This is a genomic window from Pseudomonas sp. GD04015, assembly GCF_029837675.1.
In the GTDB taxonomy this organism is placed as follows: Bacteria; Pseudomonadota; Gammaproteobacteria; order Pseudomonadales; family Pseudomonadaceae; genus Aquipseudomonas; species Aquipseudomonas paralcaligenes.
Window position 1 is genome coordinate 17240 of the sequence record NZ_JAOEEE010000007.1, and the last position, 18604, is coordinate 35843.

The 18604-nt window shown below is 64.7% G+C and carries 17 protein-coding genes; 12 read left to right on the plus strand and 5 right to left on the minus strand.

What is annotated here, in order from left to right; translation table 11 throughout:
* Nucleotides 1-96 precede the first annotated feature (96 nt).
* On the minus strand, nucleotides 97-1782 hold the full coding sequence (locus N7640_RS07905; protein WP_279903372.1) for a lactate permease LctP family transporter: 1686 nt from the start codon (nucleotides 1780-1782) through the stop codon (nucleotides 97-99).
* A gap of 313 nt (nucleotides 1783-2095) precedes the next feature.
* On the opposite strand from N7640_RS07905, the gene N7640_RS07910 reads away from it, so the two are divergent.
* Complete coding sequence (locus N7640_RS07910; RefSeq protein WP_279903373.1) at nucleotides 2096-2863, plus strand: FCD domain-containing protein; 768 nt, start codon at nucleotides 2096-2098, stop codon at nucleotides 2861-2863.
* Nucleotides 2864-2950: 87 nt separating this feature from the next.
* Here N7640_RS07910 and smpB read toward each other — a convergent pair whose 3' ends face one another.
* Complete coding sequence (gene smpB / locus N7640_RS07915; protein WP_220811120.1) at nucleotides 2951-3433, minus strand: SsrA-binding protein SmpB; 483 nt, start codon at nucleotides 3431-3433, stop codon at nucleotides 2951-2953.
* 129 nt (nucleotides 3434-3562) lie between these two features.
* On the opposite strand from smpB, the gene N7640_RS07920 reads away from it, so the two are divergent.
* Both N7640_RS07920 and N7640_RS07925 read left to right on the plus strand, forming a co-directional pair.
* Nucleotides 3563-3997: a type II toxin-antitoxin system RatA family toxin gene (locus N7640_RS07920; RefSeq protein WP_279903374.1), complete on the plus strand. Its 435-nt coding sequence runs from the start codon at nucleotides 3563-3565 to the stop codon at nucleotides 3995-3997.
* Nucleotides 3990-4298 carry an RnfH family protein gene (locus N7640_RS07925; RefSeq protein ID WP_279903376.1) on the plus strand — a complete coding sequence of 103 codons (309 nt, stop codon included), beginning with the start codon at nucleotides 3990-3992 and terminating at the stop codon, nucleotides 4296-4298. Before N7640_RS07920 ends, N7640_RS07925 begins: the two co-directional genes overlap by 8 nt.
* Before the next feature lie 257 nt (nucleotides 4299-4555).
* On the opposite strand, the gene N7640_RS07930 is transcribed toward N7640_RS07925, so the two are convergent.
* On the minus strand, nucleotides 4556-5074 hold the full coding sequence (locus N7640_RS07930; RefSeq protein ID WP_279903377.1) for an outer membrane protein assembly factor BamE: 519 nt from the start codon (nucleotides 5072-5074) through the stop codon (nucleotides 4556-4558).
* A gap of 97 nt (nucleotides 5075-5171) precedes the next feature.
* Between N7640_RS07930 and fur the strand changes: the two genes are divergently transcribed.
* Nucleotides 5172-5582: a ferric iron uptake transcriptional regulator gene (fur, locus tag N7640_RS07935; RefSeq protein ID WP_220811116.1), complete on the plus strand. Its 411-nt coding sequence runs from the start codon at nucleotides 5172-5174 to the stop codon at nucleotides 5580-5582.
* Between the two features lie 63 nt (nucleotides 5583-5645).
* Here fur and recN read toward each other — a convergent pair whose 3' ends face one another.
* Nucleotides 5646-7319 carry a DNA repair protein RecN gene (gene recN / locus N7640_RS07940; protein ID WP_279903379.1) on the minus strand — a complete coding sequence of 558 codons (1674 nt, stop codon included), beginning with the start codon at nucleotides 7317-7319 and terminating at the stop codon, nucleotides 5646-5648.
* A gap of 149 nt (nucleotides 7320-7468) precedes the next feature.
* Between recN and grpE the strand changes: the two genes are divergently transcribed.
* The 8 genes from grpE to N7640_RS07980 all read left to right on the plus strand — a co-directional run bounded on the left by grpE (nucleotide 7469) and on the right by N7640_RS07980 (nucleotide 17759).
* Nucleotides 7469-8038 carry a nucleotide exchange factor GrpE gene (gene grpE, locus N7640_RS07945; RefSeq protein ID WP_279903381.1) on the plus strand — a complete coding sequence of 190 codons (570 nt, stop codon included), beginning with the start codon at nucleotides 7469-7471 and terminating at the stop codon, nucleotides 8036-8038.
* A 99-nt stretch (nucleotides 8039-8137) separates the two neighbouring features.
* Nucleotides 8138-10054, plus strand: a complete 1917-nt coding sequence (gene dnaK, locus N7640_RS07950; RefSeq protein ID WP_220811113.1) for a molecular chaperone DnaK — start codon at nucleotides 8138-8140, stop codon at nucleotides 10052-10054.
* A gap of 118 nt (nucleotides 10055-10172) precedes the next feature.
* On the plus strand, nucleotides 10173-11303 hold the full coding sequence (dnaJ, locus tag N7640_RS07955; RefSeq protein ID WP_279903383.1) for a molecular chaperone DnaJ: 1131 nt from the start codon (nucleotides 10173-10175) through the stop codon (nucleotides 11301-11303).
* Between the two features lie 193 nt (nucleotides 11304-11496).
* Entirely contained in the window at nucleotides 11497-12300 is an 804-nt protein-coding gene (gene dapB, locus N7640_RS07960) for a 4-hydroxy-tetrahydrodipicolinate reductase (protein WP_279903384.1), read from the plus strand.
* A 185-nt stretch (nucleotides 12301-12485) separates the two neighbouring features.
* Nucleotides 12486-13622 carry a glutamine-hydrolyzing carbamoyl-phosphate synthase small subunit gene (carA, locus tag N7640_RS07965; protein WP_279903385.1) on the plus strand — a complete coding sequence of 379 codons (1137 nt, stop codon included), beginning with the start codon at nucleotides 12486-12488 and terminating at the stop codon, nucleotides 13620-13622.
* Between the two features lie 36 nt (nucleotides 13623-13658).
* Nucleotides 13659-16880 (plus strand): carbamoyl-phosphate synthase large subunit, encoded by a 3222-nt coding sequence (gene carB, locus N7640_RS07970; RefSeq protein WP_279903386.1) that lies wholly within the window; start codon nucleotides 13659-13661, stop codon nucleotides 16878-16880.
* The gene (gene greA, locus N7640_RS07975) at nucleotides 16877-17350 is read left to right on the plus strand and encodes a transcription elongation factor GreA (protein WP_220811108.1); all 474 of its coding nucleotides are present in this window, start codon (nucleotides 16877-16879) and stop codon (nucleotides 17348-17350) included. The genes carB and greA overlap by 4 nt, the downstream gene beginning before the upstream one ends.
* Before the next feature lie 19 nt (nucleotides 17351-17369).
* A complete protein-coding gene (locus N7640_RS07980; protein ID WP_279903388.1) occupies nucleotides 17370-17759 on the plus strand; it encodes a DUF4149 domain-containing protein in 390 nt (129 codons plus the stop codon).
* A 13-nt stretch (nucleotides 17760-17772) separates the two neighbouring features.
* On the opposite strand, the gene yhbY is transcribed toward N7640_RS07980, so the two are convergent.
* Nucleotides 17773-18084 (minus strand): ribosome assembly RNA-binding protein YhbY, encoded by a 312-nt coding sequence (gene yhbY, locus N7640_RS07985; RefSeq protein ID WP_220811106.1) that lies wholly within the window; start codon nucleotides 18082-18084, stop codon nucleotides 17773-17775.
* Nucleotides 18085-18604: the final 520 nt, after the last annotated feature.

Sequence of the window (18604 nt, forward strand, 5' to 3'; positions counted from 1 at the left end):
CCTCTTCCAGCGTCATCCCCGCGAAGGCGGGGACCCAGGTAAACCATGGCTGGTCTGGCTGGGCTCCCGCCTTCGCGGGAGCGACGGCTTGCGGGGTCAATGCACCAGCATGCCGGTCAGCCAGTAGGCCTGGACCAGGGTGATCACGCCGACCATGGTGGCGAAGATCAGGCTGTGCTTGAGGGTGAAGCGGAACAGGTCCGATTCCTTGCCGACCATGCCGGTGGCGGCGCAGGCCACGGCGATGGATTGCGGCGAGATCATCTTGCCGGTCACGCCGCCGCTGGTGTTGGCGGCCACCAGCAGGGTGTCGTTGACCCCGATCTGGTGCGCCGTGGTGGCCTGCAGCGAGCCGAACAGGGCGTTGGACGAGGTGTCCGAGCCGGTCAGGAACACGCCCAGCCAGCCGAGGAACGGCGAGAAGAACGGGAACAGCGAGCCGGTACCGGCCAGGACCAGGGCCATGGTGGTCGACATGCCGGAGAAGTTGGTGACGAAGGCGAAGGCCAGCACCATGCCGATGGACAGGATCGGCCACTTCAGCTCGATGAAGGTTTCCTTGAAAGTGGTCAGACCAGTTTTGAGGTTGATCTTCAGGATGATCATGGAGATCAGCGCAGAGAAGAAGATCGCGGTGCCCGTGGCGGAGATCGGGTCCAGCTTGAACACGGCCGGGATGGCGGTGGGGGCGGCGACGATCGGCGCGACCTTCATCACCAGCTGATCCAGGTGCGGGATGGCGAACAGGAAGACGAAGCTCTCCAGCGCGCCACCCGGGGCGAACAGGGCCTTGAACGGCTTGAGGGTCCAGATGGTGACCAGCACGGTCAGCACCAGGAAGGGCGACCAGGCCTTGAGGATCTGGCCAAAGCTGTAGGGCGACGGGGTGGCGCCGCTCTTGCCGCCGAAACCGCCGGCCACCGCGGCACCGCCGGAGACGCCGACCACTTCGTTGTCCTCGGCGCGGCGCGGGCTCCAGACCTTGAGGAACAGGGTCAGGCTGATCAGGCTGACCAGGGCCGAGGTGATGTCCGGCAGTTCCGGGCCGATGAAGTTGGAGGTGAAGTACTGGGTGACGGCGAAGCTGCCGCCGGCGACCAGGGCGGCCGGCCAGGTTTCCTTCACGCCTTTCCAGCCGTCCATCATCGCCACCAGCCAGAACGGCACGATGATCGACAGCAGCGGCAGCTGGCGACCGGTCATGGCGCCGATCTTGAAGGCGTCGATGCCGGTGACCTGGCCGGCCACGGTGATCGGGATGCCCAGGGCGCCGAAGGCCACCGGCGCGGTGTTGGCGATCAGGCACAGGCCGGCGGCGTACAGCGGGTTGAAGCCGAGGCCGACGAGCAGGGCGGCGGTGATCGCCACCGGCGCGCCGAAGCCGGCCGCGCCTTCGAGGAAGGCGCCGAAGGAGAAGCCGATCAGCAGTACCTGCAGGCGCTGGTCGTCGGTGATCGACAGCACTGAGCTGCGGATCACCTCGAACTGGCCGCTCTTGACCGCGAGTTTGTAGAGGAACACCGCGGCGACGATGATCCAGGCGATCGGCCAGAGGCCGTAGGCGAAGCCATAGCCGGCGGCGGCGAAGGCTTTTTCGGCCGGCATGCCGAAGGCGAAGATTGCTACCAGCAGCGACAGTGCCAGGGTGATGGTGCCGGCGATGTGGCCCTTGAGGCGGAACACGGCCAGCGCCAGGAAGAAGAAGATGATCGGAATCAGTGCGGCGAGCGCCGACAGGCCGAGGCTGCCGAGCGGGGTATAGATCTGTTGCCAGGTTTGCATGCGGGTGGCTCCCTAATTGTTTTTGGAGGTGCCTCGGCCCGGGGAGCGTCAGGCTTTTGGCCTGGCGGCAGAGTCCGGTCCTCTCAATCCAGTTTTCGCCTTAATTGGTATTACCAATTTACAAAAGCGATGACTCAGGGTAAAAGCCCTGCTTGTGCCATGTCAATTTGCCCGCCTTCGACTTTGGTCGGGTGGGGTGGACGAAAGACCAGGCTTGTCGGGAGGTATGGGGCTGGGTAGGCTGCCGCCGCAATCACCGCGGACAGCGAGCCGGATGCTTGCCACGCGGCAAACGAACAGGATGGAAACTGGTATGACATTCGGTCAGGTGCGACAGCGCCGTCTGTCGGACGACATCGTCAGTCACCTCGAGTCGATGATCCTCGAGGGTACGCTCAAGCCCGGCGAGCGACTGCCGGCGGAGCGGATTCTTGCCGAGCAGTTCGGCGTGTCCCGCCCGTCGCTGCGCGAGGCGATCCAGAAGCTGGTGGCCAAGGGGCTGCTGATCAGCCGCCAGGGCGGCGGCAACTACGTGGCATCGGAACTGGGCTCGACCTTCAGTGATCCGCTGCTGCACCTGCTGGAAAGCAACCCCGACGCCCAGCGCGACCTGCTGGAGTTCCGCCACACGCTGGAGGGCTCCTGCGCCTACTACGCGGCGCAGCGGGCCACGCCGGTCGATCATGAGCGCCTGCAGGCGGCCTTCGACGAACTGCAGCGCTGCTATGCGCCGGACAGCAAGGCCAGCCGGGCGGAGGAGGGCGCGGCCGACGCGCGCTTCCATCTGGCCATCGCCGAGGCCAGCCACAACGCGGTACTGCTGCACACCATCCGCGGGCTGTTCGACCTGCTCAAGCACAACGTGGTGACCAACATCGGCGGCATGTACCTGCAGCGCAGCGAGACCCGCGACCGCCTGCGCGAGCAGCACCAGGCGCTGTTCGAGGCGATCATCGAGCGGCGTGCAGAGGAGGCACGCGACCTGTCGCATCACCATATCCACTACGTGCAGGAAGTGCTGGCCGAGGCGCAGCAGGAGGCCAAGCGGCTGGAACGGGCGCAGCGGCGCCAGGGGTTGTAGGGCGGGCTTGCCTGCGAATGGGGCTGGTCGGTAGCTTCGCGGCCAAGGCCGCTCCCGCGGAAAAAAGGGCGGATGATCCGCCCTTTTCTATTCTTCCTTGCCCTTGCTGCGCATGGCGCGCTGGACCTCTCGGTCGGCGTCGCGCTCTTTTTCGGTATGGCGCTTGTCGAAGTCCTTCTTGCCCTTGGCCAGGGCGATCTCGCACTTGATCAGGTGGGCTTTCCAGTAGATCGACAACGCCACGCAGGTGTAGCCCTTCTGCTGGACCGAGCCGAACAGCTTGTCCAGTTCGCGTTTGTTCAGCAGCAGTTTGCGGGTGCGCGTGGGGTCTGCGATGACGTGAGTGCTTGCCGTCTTCAGCGGGGTGATGTGGCATCCCATCAGCCAGGCTTCGTCGTCTTTCAGCAGGATATAGCTGTCTACCAGCTGCGCCTTGCCGGCGCGCAGGCTCTTCACTTCCCAGCCGGACAGGACCAGACCGGCCTCGAACTTGTGCTCGATGAAGTAGTCGTGCAGCGCCTTCTTGTTAAGCGCGATGGTTCCGGTGGGGTGTTTCTTCTGTTTGGCCATAGGGCGCGCATTATAGGGAGTCGCCGCGCCCGTGGCGACAGGTACGCTTGAGGGGGCTGGTCGAATTCCGCACAATGCGCGCTCCGTGGCGCCGGCAGGCCGGCGCGGCAGTTCAGGAATCCAAGGCTGATGAGCACCCGTATCCAACGCTCGGCCCTGTTGCCCTATCCGGCGCAGGCCCTCTATGACCTGGTCAACGATGTGGCCGGCTATCCGAAGTTCCTGCCCTGGTGCTCGGCGTCGGAGGTGCTGGAGTCCAGCGAGAGCGAGATGCGCGCCACCCTGACCGTGGCCAAGGGCGGCATCAGCCAGCAGTTCACCACCCACAACCTGCTGGTGCCCAGCACTTCCATCGAAATGCGCCTGGTCGAAGGCCCGTTCTCCCAGTTGCATGGTCTGTGGGAGTTCAAGGCCCTCGGTGAGAAGGCCTGCAAGATCAGCCTCGATCTGACCTTCGATTACGCCGGCCCGCTGGTCAAGGCGACCCTTGGCCCGCTGTTCACCCAGGCCGCCAACACCATGGTCGACGCCTTCTGCCAGCGGGCCAAGCAGCTCCATGGCTGAGGAGATCGCCGTCGAGGTGGTCCATGCGCTGGAGGGCCTGCAGAAGCTGCTCGGCCTCAGGGTGCCGGCCGGCACCACGGCGCGCGAGGCAGTGTTGCGTTCGGGAATGGACGCTCACTTTCCCGGTCTCGAACTGGCCCAGGTATCGCTGGGCATCTTTGGCAGGCTGCTGGCCAGGCCCGAGGAGCGGGTGCTGGAGGAGGGCGACAGGGTGGAAATCTACCGGCCCCTGATCGCCGACCCGAAGAAAGTGCGCAAGGCGCGTGCGGCACGGGCCAAGGCGGCGCGGCAGGGCGATTGAGGCTCCCGTTAGCAGTGCGCTGTGTACACCGGGGCATGGGTTGGCTCACTGGTGCGCACGGCGCACCCTACGATGGCACATACATAACGGAAGACATGGCTATGAAAAAGGCTATGTCCCCGTTAGTTGTGGCACGCCTTGTGGGAGCGGATTCGCGAATTTCGCGGCCAATCGGAATGCCGCCCAGCTGCCAACACGTAACGGGGACATAGCCATGAAAAAGCCCGGCATTGGCCGGGCTTTTTCGTTGCAGCAGATTACTGCGGTTGCGGGTCCAGCGGCTCCGGGATCGGCACCGGAATCGGCTCGGCAGAGTCCACTTCGTCCTGGATCTGCTCCAGCAGTGAGCCCGGCTTGGCCGGCTCTTCCGCGGGCTGTTGAGGCTGCTGCTGATTGACGCTGGTGCTGCTGCCTTCGCCCATGATCGCCTGGTCGCGGCTGACGCCCGGCATGAAGTCGCCGGCCAGGCCGACCAACTGGTCGTTGCCATCGAACACCAGGCTGACGCGCTCCTGATAGCGCTGACGCCCGCCCGGCTGGATGCTGTACAGGTAGTCCCAGCGATTGGCGTGGAGGGTGTCGGTGATCATGGGGTTGCCCATGATAAACCGCACTTGCCGTTGGGTCATTCCGGGCTTCAACTGGTCTATCATGTCCTGCGTAACGACATTGCCCTGCTGGATGTCGATCTTGTAAACCCCGGGAAACGAACAGCCGGCGAGTGCGAACAGACCCACGAGGGTGAGGCTGGGCAGCAAGAGCTTGGTGTTTTGCATCGGTGGGTGACTTCCACTATCTTGGCTGGGCAAATTAAACTCCGATCATACCCGCATTAACGGGAGCTGCGAAGCAGCAACCACGAGAAAGCAGACCATGGTTGAAAACAACGAACTGCGTAAAGCCGGCCTCAAGGTCACCCTGCCCCGCGTGAAGATTCTGCAGATGCTCGATTCGGCCACCTCCGGACAGCGCCACATGAGCGCGGAGGATGTGTACAAGGCCCTGATGGACGCGGGCGAGGACGTGGGCCTGGCCACCGTCTACCGCGTACTGACCCAGTTCGAGGCTGCCGGTCTGGTTGAGCGCCACAATTTCGACGGCGGCCATGCCGTGTTCGAGCTGGCCGATGGCGGCCACCACGACCACATGGTCTGCGTGGATAGCGGTGAAGTCATCGAGTTCTTCGACCCGGAAATCGAGAAGCTGCAGAAGGACATCGTCAAGCAGCACGGTTTCGAGCTGGTCGATCACAATCTGGTGCTGTACGTGCGCAAGAAGAAGTAGGCGCAGGTTCGGCTCGGATAGAAAAAAGGCGCCCTTTGGGGCGCCTTTTTCGTTTCGGGTCTCTCAGGCCTGGGCCTTGGTCACCATCTTGCGCGCGTGGGCCAGGGATTCCTCGGTCAGGTCGACGCCGCCGAGCATGCGGGCGATTTCCTCGACCCGACCCTCCGGCGCCAGGCCGGTCACTGCCGTCTGAGTGCTTTCCTTGCCACGGGCCTTGTGCACGAACAGGTGCTGGTGGCCCTGTGCGGCTACCTGGGGCAGGTGGGTCACGGTCAGTACCTGGCCGCGCTCGCCGAGGCGGCGCAGCAACTGGCCGACCACCTCGGCGGTGGGGCCGCCGATGCCGACGTCGACTTCGTCGAACACCAGGGTCGGCACCCGCGAGGTCTGCGCGGTGATCACCTGAATCGCCAGGCTGATGCGTGACAGTTCCCCGCCGGAAGCGACCTTGGCCAGGGGTTTCAGCGGCTGGCCCGGGTTGGCGCTGACCAGGAACTCCACCTGCTCCAAGCCGTGGGGCTGCAGTTCTTCCGCGCTGCCGGCCTGCAGCTGGATGCTGAAGCGACCACCGGGCATGCCCAGTGTCTGCATTTCCGCCTGTGCGGCTTCGGCCAGTCGGCTGGCGGCCTGCTGGCGCAGGGCACTCAGCTCGGCAGCCTTTTCCTGGTAGTGACGGGCGTAGGCGGCCAGTTCCTCGCCCAGACGCTCCACCGCCTCGTCGTCGGCGTTGAGGCTTTCCAGCTCCTCCAGCAGGCGCTGCTGCAGTTCGGCCAGCTCGAAGGGTTGCACCCGATGCTTGCGCGCCAGGTTGTAGATGGCGTCCAGGCGCTCTTCCAGCTGTTGCTGGCGCTGCGGGTCGGCGTCGAAGTGGTCGAGGAAGCGGTTCAGTTCGCCGACCGCCTCCTCTACCTGGATCTGCGCACTGGCCAGCAGGTTGGTCGCTTCGCCGAGGGTGCCGGGCTGACTGCTGAAGGCCGTGAGGCGATTGAGGCTGGCGGTGAGGGCGGAGAGCACGTTGCCGGCATCGCTCTCGCTGCACAGGTCGAGCACCTGGCGACAGGCGCCGAGCAGCTGTTCGGCATTGCTCAGGGCCTTGTGTTCCTGTTCCAGCTGTTCCAGCTCGTTGTCGCCCAGGGCCAGGTTCTCCAGTTCTTCCAACTGGTAGCTGAGCAGTTGGTGGCGGGCGCGCTGCTCGTCACTGCTGGAGGAAAGGCGCTGCAGCTCCTGGCGCGTCTGGCGCCAGCGCTGGGCCGCCAGCTGGACCTGGCGTGCCAGTTCCTGGCTGCCGGCGTACTCGTCGAGCAGGCGGCGGTGGGTGTCCGGCTTGAGCAGCGACTGGTGTTCGTGCTGGCTGTGGATGTCGATCAGCAGTTCGCCCAGGGCCTTGAGGTCGCCGAGCGGGCAGGGCGTGCCGTTGATGTAGCCGCGCGAGCGGCCATCGCTGGTGATGACCCGGCGCAGGATGCACGGGCCGTCGTTGTCCAGGTCGCGCTCGGCGAGCCAGGCGCGGGCCTCGGCGATGTCCTCCAGGTCGAAGCTGGCGAGGATGTCGGCCTTGTCGGCGCCGGGGCGTACCACGCCGCTGTCGCCGCGGTCGCCCAGGGCCAGGCCGAGGGCGTCGAGCATGATCGACTTGCCGGCGCCGGTCTCGCCGGTGATCACCGTCATGCCGCGTTCCAGTTCGAGATCCAGATGTTCGACGATGGCGTAGTTGTGAACGGACAGGTGCACCAGCATGGAGAGCGCTCCCAGAAAAGTTGTGCTGGCTATTTATACAGTGTTTTGTTTTGTCCCGGCAATAACCCTTGAAAGCGTGCGACCGGCCCCCATATAGGCGGCAAGAAGCGCGGGCCATGACCCGCCGACGTTATAGACAGGAGGAACCAATGGCAGACGAACAGACCCTGGACACGACGAACCCGGAAGAGCAACTGGCACCCGAGGCGGCCGCCGGCGACGAGCTGGCTGTCCGCGTGCAGACCCTCGAAGAGCAGCTGGCCGCGGCCCAGGACAATGCCTTGCGCGTAGCTGCCGACCTGCAGAACGTGCGTCGTCGCGCCGAACAGGACGTGGAGAAGGCGCACAAGTTCGCCCTGGAGAAGTTCGCCAACGACCTGCTGCCGGTGGTCGACAGCCTGGAGCGCGGCCTGGAGATGAGCAGCGCCACCGACGAGGTGAGCAAGGCCATGCGCGAAGGTATCGAGCTGACCCTCAAGCTGTTCCACGACACCCTCAAGCGCTATCAGCTGGAGGCGGTCGATCCGCATGGTGCGCCGTTCAACCCGGAACACCACCAGGCGATGGCGATGGAAGAGAGCACCCATGTCGAGCCGAACACCGTGCTCAAGGTGTTCCAGAAGGGCTACCTGCTCAACGGCCGCCTGCTGCGCCCGGCCATGGTCGTGGTGAGCAAGTCGCCGACCACGCCGCCGCCCTCGATCGACGAGCAGGCTTGAAATCCGCCGGGCCACCCCCATTTCTGAGTCAAGCGTTTTATTGCTGCCGCCGCCCTAGAAACGAGGCGTCGGAAAATCCAAAGTTTCGGGAGAACATTCATGGGCAAAATCATCGGTATCGACCTGGGGACCACCAACTCCTGCGTCGCCATCCTGGAAAACGGTAACGTCAAGGTCATCGAGAACGCCGAGGGCGGTCGTACCACCCCGTCGATCATTGCTTACACCAACGACGGCGAGATTCTGGTCGGCCAGTCCGCCAAGCGCCAGGCGGTGACCAACCCGCACAACACCCTGTACGCGGTGAAGCGTCTGATCGGCCGCCGCTTCGACGAAGAAGTCGTGCAGAAAGACATCAAGATGGTCCCCTACAAGATCGCCAAGGCCGACAACGGTGACGCCTGGGTCGAAGTGAAGGGCCAGAAGATGGCGCCGCCGCAGATTTCCGCGGAAGTGCTGAAGAAGATGAAGAAGACCGCCGAGGATTACCTGGGCGAGGCCGTGACCGAGGCGGTGATCACCGTGCCGGCCTACTTCAACGACAGCCAGCGCCAGGCCACCAAGGACGCCGGCCGCATCGCCGGTCTGGACGTCAAGCGCATCATCAACGAACCGACTGCCGCGGCCCTGGCCTACGGCATGGACAAGGCCAAGGGCGACCACACCGTGATCGTCTATGACCTGGGTGGCGGTACCTTCGACGTGTCGGTGATCGAGATCGCCGAAGTCGACGGCGAGCACCAGTTCGAGGTTCTGGCCACCAACGGCGACACCTTCCTCGGCGGTGAGGACTTCGACCTGCGCCTGATCGACTATCTCGTCGACGAGTTCAAGAAAGAGTCCGGCATCGACCTGAAGGGTGATCCGCTGGCCATGCAGCGTCTGAAGGAAGCCGGCGAGAAGGCCAAGATCGAGCTGTCCTCGGCCCAGCAGACCGACGTCAACCTGCCGTACATCACTGCAGACCAGACCGGTCCGAAGCACCTCAACGTGAAGATTTCCCGCGCCAAGCTGGAAGCCCTGGTCGAAGACTTGGTCGCGCGTACCATCGAGCCGTGCCGCATCGCCCTGAAGGACTCCGGTCTGGATGTCGGCGGCATCGACGAAGTGATCCTGGTCGGCGGCCAGACCCGCATGCCGCTGGTGCAGCAGAAGGTCGCCGAGTTCTTCGGCAAGGAAGCGCGCAAGGACGTCAACCCGGACGAAGCCGTGGCCATCGGTGCCGCCATCCAGGGCGCCGTGCTGGCCGGTGACGTGAAGGACGTGCTGCTGCTCGACGTATCCCCGCTGACCCTGGGTATCGAGACCATGGGTGGCGTGATGACTGCGCTGATCGAGAAGAACACCACCATCCCGACCAAGAAGTCGCAGGTGTTCTCCACCGCCGACGACAACCAGAGCGCCGTGACCATCCACGTGCTGCAGGGCGAGCGCAAGCAGGCCGCGCAGAACAAGTCGCTGGGCAAGTTCGACCTGGCCGAGATCCCGCCGGCTCCGCGCGGCGTGCCGCAGATCGAGGTGACCTTCGACATCGACGCCAACGGCATCCTGCACGTGGGCGCCAAGGACAAGGCCACCGGCAAGCAGCAGTCCATCGTCATCAAGGCCAACTCCGGCCTGTCCGACGACGAGATCGAGCGTATGGTGCGTGACGCCGAGGCCAACGCCGAGGAAGACCGCAAGTTCGAGGAACTGGCCGCGGCCCGCAACCAGGGCGACGGTCTGGTCCACGCCACCCGCAAGATGCTGACCGAGGCCGGCGACAAGGCCACTGCCGACGAGAAGGCGGCCATCGAGAAGGCCATCGGCGATCTGGAAGCCGCGCTGAAGGGTGACGACAAGGCCGAGATCGAAGCCAAGATCAATGCCCTGTCCGAGGCCACCACGCCGCTGGCGCAGAAGATGTACGCCGAGCAGCCGCAACCGGGCGCTGCCGCCCAGGGCGCGGATGAGGCCAAGGACGCCGGTGACGACGTGGTCGACGCCGAGTTCGAAGAGGTCAAGGACAACAAGTAAGCTCCCGCTTACTGAGGTGCCAGCCGGCCGGGCCTTGCCCGGTCGGCGATTCTCCGCGCGGGGGCTTGCTCCCGCGTTGGCGTGTCTGGAGCCTGGGAATCAAAGGTGTTGAGGATTTATGGCCAAACGTGATTATTACGAAGTGCTCGGTGTGGAGCGCGGCGCCAGCGAGGCGGACCTGAAGAAGGCCTATCGCCGCCTGGCGATGAAGCACCACCCTGACCGCAACCCGGACGACAAGGCCGCGGAAGAGAAATTCAAGGAGGCCAACGAGGCCTACGAAGTGCTCTCCGATGCGGCCAAGCGCTCGGCCTACGACCAGTACGGCCATGCCGGCGTCGATCCGAGCATGGGCGGCGGTGGCGGCTTCGGCGCAGGCGGCGCGAACTTCTCCGATATCTTCGGCGATGTGTTCAGCGACTTCTTCGGCGGCAGCCGTGGCGGCGGCTCGCGTGGCGGCGCCCAGCGCGGCAGCGACCTGCGCTACACCCTCGAGCTGGATCTGGAAGAGGCGGTGCGCGGCACCACCGTGACCATCCGCGTGCCGACCCTGGTCGGCTGCAAGACCTGCGACGGTAGCGGCGCGAAGAAGGGCACCAGCCCGGTGACCTGTACCACCTGTGGCGGCATCGGCCAGGTGCGCATGCAGCAGGGCTTCTTCTCGGTGCAGCAGACCTGCCCGCGCTGCCATGGCAGCGGCAAGATGATCACCGACCCCTGTGGCAGCTGCCACGGCCAGGGGCGTGTGGAAGAGAGCAAGACCCTGTCGGTCAAGGTGCCGGCCGGTGTCGATACCGGCGACCGCATCCGCCTCTCCGGCGAAGGCGAGGCGGGCTCCCATGGCGGGCCGGCCGGCGACCTGTATGTGGTGGTCAACGTGCGCGAGCACCCGATCTTCCAGCGTGATGGCAAGCATCTGTACTGCGAGGTGCCGATCAGCTTCGCCGACGCGGCGCTGGGCGGCGAGCTGGAAGTGCCGACCCTGGACGGCCGGGTCAAGCTGAAGATTCCGGAAGGCACCCAGACCGGCAAGCTGTTCCGCCTGCGCGGCAAGGGCGTGGCCCCTGTGCGTGGTGGCGGTGCCGGCGACCTGATGTGCCGTGTGGCGGTGGAAACCCCGGTCAACCTGGACAAGCGCCAGCGCGAGCTGCTGGAAGAGTTCCGCAAGTCGCTGGAAGGCGACAGCTCCCACTCGCCCAAGGCCAGTGGCTGGTTCGAAGGCATGAAGCGCTTCTTCGGCGATCTCTAGGAGCCGCCTACGGTCTGCTGCGCGTCGGCCAGGCGTCGTTGAAAACAGGCCGGGACGCGGCGTCTCGGAATGCTCATTTACTACTTGTAAACTCCGCTTCCTCGCCGCTTTGACCAGCCATAGGCTGTTACTAACGTAGCGCCTAGCCTGGCTCTAGCTCGCGAGATCGTAAGCAGGCTCTAAGGAACAGGTTATGCAACGTATCGCAGTGATGGGCGCCGCCGGGCGCATGGGCAAGATCCTCATCGAGGCGGTCGACCAGGCGGAAGGCGCGCAGCTGACCGCCGCCATCGATCGCCCGGACAGCAGCCTGATCGGCGCCGACGCCGGCGAGCTGGCGGCGCTGGGCAAGATCGGCGTGACGCTGGTCGGCGACCTGAATGCCGTGCTGGATCGGTTCGACGTGCTGATCGACTTCACCCACCCCTCGGCGACCTTGAAGAACCTCGAGGCCTGCCGTCAGGCGGGCAAGGCCATGGTCATCGGTACCACCGGCTTCTCGCCGGAAGAGAAGCAGCTGCTGGTCGAGGCGGCCAAGCAGATCCCGATCGTCTTCGCCGCCAACTACAGCGTGGGCGTCAACCTGTGCCTGAAGCTGCTGGACACCGCCGCCCGCGTGCTGGGTGACGATGTGGACATCGAGATCATCGAGGCGCATCACCGGCACAAGGTGGACGCGCCGTCCGGCACCGCGCTGCGCATGGGCGAGGTGGTGGCCAATGCGCTGGGGCGTGATCTGCAGAAGGTCGCGGTCTACGGTCGTGAGGGCCAGACCGGTGCCCGCGAGCGCGAGACCATCGGTTTCGCCACCGTGCGTGCCGGCGATGTGGTGGGCGATCACACCGTGCTGTTCGCCGCCGATGGCGAGCGCGTCGAGATCACCCACAAGGCTTCCAGCCGCATGACCTTTGCCAAGGGCGCGGTGCGCGCGGCGCAATGGTTGCAGAGCCAGCCGGCCGGCCTTTATGACATGCAGGACGTATTGGGACTGAACTGAAATGCCTGAACGGTCCATGCAAGCTGTGGACCGAAAAGGGCTTTTCCTGTAAGCTTCCCGCTTTAGTGTGTCCACTAAAAGTTACGCAGAATGAATCAGATAAAGAAGCGGGGTGACGGTCAATACGTCATCCCGCTTTTTTACAACCTGCGTTTGTGCAAGTTTCAGATCTAAGGGAGGTCTTCTTGACTAAGCCAGCCATACTCGCCCTTGCCGACGGCAGCATTTTCCGCGGTGAAGCCATCGGGGCCGACGGCCATACCATTGGTGAAGTGGTGTTCAACACCGCGATGACCGGCTATCAGGAAATCCTCACCGATCCCTCCTATGCCCAGCAGATCGTCACCCTGACCTATCCGCACATCGGCAACACCGGCACCACGCCGGAAGATGCCGAATCCAGCCGCGTGTGGGCCGCTGGCCTGATCATTCGCGACCTGCCGCTGACTTCCAGCAACTGGCGCAACAAGCAGCCGCTGGACGAGTACCTGAAAGAGAACGGTACCGTCGCCATCGCCGGCATCGACACCCGTCGCCTGACCCGCATCCTGCGCGAGAAGGGTTCGCAGAACGGCTGCATCCTCGCCGGCGACGATGCCACCGAGGAAAAGGCCCTGGAGCTGGCGCGCAGCTTCCCCGGCCTGAAGGGCATGGACCTGGCCAAGGTGGTCAGCTGCACCGAGCGCTACGAGTGGCGCTCCAGCGTGTGGAACCTGAAGAACGACAGCCATCCGGAAATCGCCGCCAGCGAGCTGCCCTACCACGTGGTCGCCTATGACTATGGGGTCAAGGTCAACATCCTGCGCATGCTGGTCGAGCGCGGCTGCCGCCTGACCGTGGTGCCGGCGCAGACTCCGGCCAGCGAAGTGCTGGCGCTGAATCCGGACGGCGTGTTCCTCTCCAACGGCCCTGGCGATCCCGAGCCATGCGACTACGCCATCGCCGCGATCAAGGAAGTGCTGCAGACCGAGCTTCCGCTGTTCGGCATCTGCCTCGGCCACCAGCTGCTGGCCCTGGCCTCCGGCGCCAGGACGGTGAAGATGGAAACCGGCCACCACGGCGCCAACCACCCGGTGCAGGACCTCGACAGCGGCGTGGTGATGATCACCAGCCAGAACCACGGTTTCGCCGTGGACGAGGCCAGCCTGCCAGCCAATCTGCGCGCCACCCACAAGTCGCTGTTCGACGGCACCCTGCAGGGCATCGAGCGCACCGACAAGGTGGCCTTCAGCTTCCAGGGCCACCCGGAAGCGAGCCCGGGCCCGCATGACGTGGCCCCATTGTTCGACCGCTTCATCGAAGCCATGGCCAAGCGCCGCTAAGCCCCGCCGACTGACCCAAGGATTCGAGTAAAGAACATGCCAAAACGTACAGACATCAAAAGCATCCTGATCCTCGGTGCCGGCCCCATCGTCATCGGCCAGGCCTGCGAGTTCGACTACTCCGGCGCCCAGGCCTGCAAGGCCCTGAAGGAAGAAGGTTTCCGCGTCATCCTGGTGAACTCCAACCCGGCCACCATCATGACCGACCCGGCCATGGCCGACGCCACCTACATCGAGCCGATCAAGTGGGCCACCGTGGCCAAGATCATCGAGAAGGAGCGCCCGGACGCCCTGCTGCCGACCATGGGTGGGCAGACCGCGCTGAACTGCGCGCTGGATCTGGAGCGCCATGGCGTGCTGGAGAAGTTCGGCGTCGAGATGATCGGCGCCAACGCCGACACCATCGACAAGGCAGAGGACCGTTCGCGCTTCGACAAGGCGATGAAGGACATCGGCCTGGCCTGCCCGGTTTCCGGCATCGCGCACAACATGGAAGAAGCCTACGGTGTGCTGGAGAAGGTCGGCTTCCCCTGCATCATCCGTCCGTCCTTCACCATGGGCGGCACCGGCGGCGGCATCGCCTACAACCGTGAGGAATTCGAGGAAATCTGCGCCCGCGGCCTGGACCTGTCGCCGACCAGCGAACTGCTGATCGACGAATCGCTGATCGGCTGGAAGGAATACGAGATGGAGGTGGTCCGCGACAAGAAGGACAACTGCATCATCGTCTGTGCCATTGAGAACTTCGACCCGATGGGCGTGCACACCGGCGACTCGATCACCGTGGCACCTGCACAGACCCTGACCGACAAGGAATACCAGATCCTGCGCAACGCCTCCCTGGCGGTGCTGCGCGAGATCGGCGTGGAAACCGGCGGCTCCAACGTGCAGTTCGGCATCTGCCCGAACACTGGCCGCATGGTGGTGATCGAGATGAACCCGCGGGTGTCGCGCTCCTCCGCGCTGGCCTCCAAGGCCACCGGCTTCCCGATCGCCAAGATCGCCGCCAAGCTGGCCGTGGGCTACACCCTCGACGAGCTGCAGAACGACATCACCGGCGGTCGTACCCCGGCCTCGTTCGAGCCGGCCATCGACTACGTCGTCACCAAGATCCCGCGTTTCGCCTTCGAGAAGTTCCCCAAGGCCGACGCTCGCCTGACCACCCAGATGAAATCCGTGGGTGAGGTCATGGCTATCGGTCGTACCTTCCAGGAGTCCCTGCAGAAAGCCCTGCGCGGCCTGGAAGTGGGCGTCGCCGGCTTCGATCCGAAGCTCGACCTGGCCGACCCGGAAGCCGAGAGCACCCTGCGCCGTGAACTGACCGTGCCGGGCGCCGAGCGCATCTGGTACGTGGCCGATGCCTTCCGTGCCGGCAAGACCGTCGCCGAAGTGTTCGACCTGACCCGCATCGACGAGTGGTTCCTGGTGCAGATCGAGGACCTGGTCAAGGACGAGGAGCGGGTCAAGACCCTCGGCCTGTCGTCCATCGACCGCGACCTGATGTACAAGCTCAAGCGCAAGGGCTTCTCCGACGCGCGCCTGGCCAGGCTGCTCGGTGTCACCGAGAAGAACCTGCGCAGTCACCGTCACAAGCTGAAAGTGCTGCCGGTGTACAAGCGCGTCGACACCTGTGCCGCCGAGTTCGCCACCGACACCGCCTACATGTACTCGACCTACGAGGAAGAGTGCGAGGCCAACCCGTCCGGCCGTGACAAGATCATGATTCTCGGCGGTGGTCCGAACCGCATCGGCCAGGGCATCGAGTTCGACTACTGCTGTGTGCACGCGGCACTGGCGATGCGCGAAGACGGCTACGAGACCATCATGGTCAACTGCAATCCGGAAACCGTCTCCACCGACTACGACACCTCCGACCGCCTGTACTTCGAGCCGGTCACCCTGGAGGACGTGCTGGAGATCGTCCGTGTCGAGCAGCCCAAGGGCGTGATCGTGCAGTACGGCGGCCAGACTCCGTTGAAGCTCTGCCGCGCCCTGGAGGAGGCCGGCGTGCCGATCATCGGCACCAGTCCGGACGCCATCGACCGCGCCGAAGACCGCGAGCGCTTCCAGCAGATGGTGCAGCGCCTCAACCTGCGCCAGCCGGCCAACGGCACCGCGCGCAGCGAGGACGAGGCCCTGGCTCACTCCAAGGCCATCGGCTATCCGCTGGTGGTGCGCCCGTCCTACGTGCTGGGCGGCCGCGCGATGGAGATCGTCTACCAGGAAGAAGAACTCAAGCGCTACATGCGCGAGGCCGTGAAGGTCTCCAACGACAGCCCGGTGCTGCTCGACCACTTCCTCAACTGCGCCATCGAAGTGGACGTGGACGCGGTGTGCGACGGCGAGACCGTGGTGATCGGCGCGATCATGCAGCACATCGAACAGGCCGGCGTGCACTCCGGTGACTCCGCCTGCTCGCTGCCGCCGTACTCGCTGCCGGGGCACATCCAGGACGAGATCCGCGAGCAGGTCAAGAAGATGGCTCTGGAGCTCGGTGTGGTCGGCCTGATGAACGTGCAGATGGCCGTGCAGGGCGAGGACATCTTCGTCATCGAAGTGAACCCGCGCGCCTCGCGGACGGTGCCGTTCGTCTCCAAGTGCATCGGTGAGTCGCTGGCCAAGGTGGCCGCCCGCGTCATGGCCGGCAAGAGCCTGGCCGAGCTGGGCTTCACCCGGGAGATCATCCCGCCGTTCTTCAGCGTCAAGGAGGCGGTGTTCCCGTTCGCCAAGTTCCCGGGCGTCGACCCGATCCTCGGCCCGGAGATGAAATCCACCGGCGAGGTGATGGGTGTCGGCGACAGCTTCGGCGAGGCCTTCGCCAAGGCCCAGCTGGGCGCCAGCGAGATCCTGCCGAACGCGGGTGTCGCCTTCATCAGCGTCCGCGAGGATGACAAGGCGCAGGCCGTCGAGGTGGCTCGCGACCTGGTCGCTCTGGGCTTCGAGGTGGTCGCCACCGCCGGCACCGCCAAGGTGATCGAGGCTGTCGGCCTGCCGGTGCGCCGCGTCAACAAGGTGACGGAAGGCCGTCCGCACGTGGTCGACATGATCAAGAATGACGAGGTCACCCTGATCATCAACACCACCGAGGGTCGCCAGTCCATCGCCGACTCCTACTCCATCCGTCGTAACGCCCTGCAGCACAAGATCTACTGCACCACCACCATTGCGGCGGGGCAGGCGATCTGTGAGGCGCTCAAGTTCGGTCCCGAGAAGACCGTGCGCCGGCTGCAGGATCTGCATGCAGGAATCAAGGCATGAGCAAGTTCCCCATGACCGTCCAGGGCGCGCGCGCCCTGGAAGAAGAACTGAAGAACCTCAAGATCGAACGCCCGAAGATCAGCCAGGCCATCGCCGAGGCGAGAGAACTGGGCGATCTCAAGGAAAACGCCGAATACCACGCCGCGCGTGAGCAGCAGGGGCTGGCTGAGGCGCGCATCCGCGACATTGAGGCCAAGCTGTCGAACGCTCACATCATCGACGTCACCACCGTGCCGCGTACCGGCAAGGTGATCTTTGGTACCACCGTCGACATCGCCAACTGCGATACCGACGAGACCGTGACCTACCAGATCGTTGGCGAGGACGAGGCCGACATCAAGATCGGCAAATTGTCGGTCAGCTCGCCCATCGCCCGCGCCCTGGTGGGCAAGGAAGAGGGTGACGTGGTGGCGGTGAAGACCCCCAGTGGCCTGGTCGAGTACGAGATTGTCGAAGTCCGCCATATCTAAGCGTCTGCCGCGCGCGGGCATGGCCATCTGGCAGCTGGCCCAGACCTTCTGGGTCGGTGGCCTCTGGCTGTTTCACTTCGTCGTGTTACCCGCGCTGGAGAAGATGGGCTTTGCGCCGCTGTTGATCCAGGAGGTCAATGCGGCGCTGAGCCCGCTGCTGATCGGCTTCGCCGGTTTCTGCGTGCTGCTGCAGGGCGCGGTGGTGGTGCAGGCCGAGGGGCTGAACAGTCTGTGGCGGGACCTGCGTGGCCAGGTGCTGCTGCTCTCGCTGGCCATGGCCGTGGCGTTCTTCGCCGTGCGCCACTGGGAACTGGGCGCCGAGCGCTGGATGCTGTTCAGCTATCTGGTGATGGCCGTCTGCGGCCTGGTCCTGGTGCTGCAGCCGCTGCCGGGGCGGCGTAGCGATTGAGCCGATACCGCTATCAGGCCTGATAGCGGTGGATGTTGGACAGGTTCTTGTTCGGCTTGGGGTTCCGGCGGTAGACCAGGGCCATCTTGCCGATCACCTGGACCAGTTCGCAGCGGCCGGCGGCGGCCAGTTCGTCGATCAGGGCACGGCGGTCGTCGCGCTCGGTCAGGCGGAACTGCACCTTGATCAGCTCGTGGTCGTTGAGCGCGCGCTCCAGTTCGGCCAGTACGCCCTCGGTCAGGCCATTCTCGGCCACGGTCAATACCGGTTTCAGGTGGTGGCCGATAGATTTGAAGTGTTTCTTCTGTTCGTTGGTAAGCGCCATAATCTGACCCTGTTGCTAGGAAAGCCGGTTCCGCTCGATGGGGCGGCTGGAGCCACTGCCCACTCCGATGCCGGTGCGCCGGTCGAAAAGCGGCGTAGTCTACCCGAGCCGACTCGGGCGCGCCCGTTTCTATTCGGGTGAGGGCCTCGGTGACCCGTTCCAAGACTAGCCCGTGCCGGCTGAAAGAGAACATCCTGGAGGCGTGCAGACTCCCGGGCCAGGGCGACTTCGCTGGTGCCGCTTGTAAGGCGATCGGCGGCAATCCGGTGGGCCTTGTGTTTTCCCGCGTGGCCCCCATATGAGTGGTGTGAGTACGGCCGACGCGAGCAGTGCCTGCTGGCCCGTGGCTATCGCGGCGCCTAGACTTGAACTGGCGGGGACGAGGCCCGGTCCGATGATCGAGGTCTCATAAAGGGTTACAGACGGTTCCTGCCCCGGAGCAGGGGTTGTGTAGTAAGTTAGGTTGGTAAATCCACCAGCCGTCATGCGGAGCGCGTTTCAGGACGGGGCTCGCTTCAGA